General features: G+C 70.4%; 1 protein-coding gene. It reads left to right on the forward strand.

The features are described 5' to 3' along the window. Positions 1-655, forward strand: a 655-nt coding sequence (locus D3D02_RS18320) for a carbon starvation CstA family protein (protein WP_147435715.1), incomplete at both ends; no start/stop codon positions are given.

The following is a 655-nucleotide window of genomic DNA, read 5'->3' on the forward strand; positions in this document are numbered from 1 at the left end:
CTGACGATCGACCCCACGATCGGGGCGTACATGGGCTTCTTCGGCAGCGAACTCGCGATCGACACCAGAGGGATCACGCCGCTGTTCCCCCTGCTGTTCGTGACCATCGCCTGCGGGACGATCAGCGGCTTCCACTCGCTGGTGTCGTCGGGGACGACGGCCAAGCAGCTGAACAAGGAGAGCGACGCCCGGCTCATCGGCTACGGCGGCATGCTCGGTGAGGGGCTGCTCGCCTCCGTCGCCATCTCGACGCTCGCGGTGGCCGGCGCGACCACGGCGGCCGCGGGCGGCGGCATCGGCGGCGCGCTGCCGAACTTCGCGACCGGCGGCGGGATCATCCTCACCAGCCTCGGGATCCCGCAGAGCTTCGGCGCGCCGTTCATGGCGCTCGTGCTGGTGAGCTTCCTCCTCACCTCGACCGACACCGCGGCGCGGCTCGGTCGGTACATGATGGAGGAGATCGTCGGAACCCGGGGGAGCGGGACGACCACGGGCTTCTCGACCGACCTCGGCAGCTTCGCGAAGGGCCGGTACACCAACCCCGTCGTCCAGTCGCTCGTCGCGTACCTGCTCGTCATCTCCGGCGAGTGGGTGACGCTGTGGGCGCTGTTCGGCGGCGCGAACCAGCTGCTCGCCGCGCTGGCGCTGCTCGCGG

The sequence above is a fragment of the Halobellus sp. Atlit-38R genome, from assembly GCF_003665925.1.
In the GTDB taxonomy this organism is placed as follows: Archaea; Halobacteriota; Halobacteria; order Halobacteriales; family Haloferacaceae; genus Haloquadratum; species Haloquadratum inordinatus.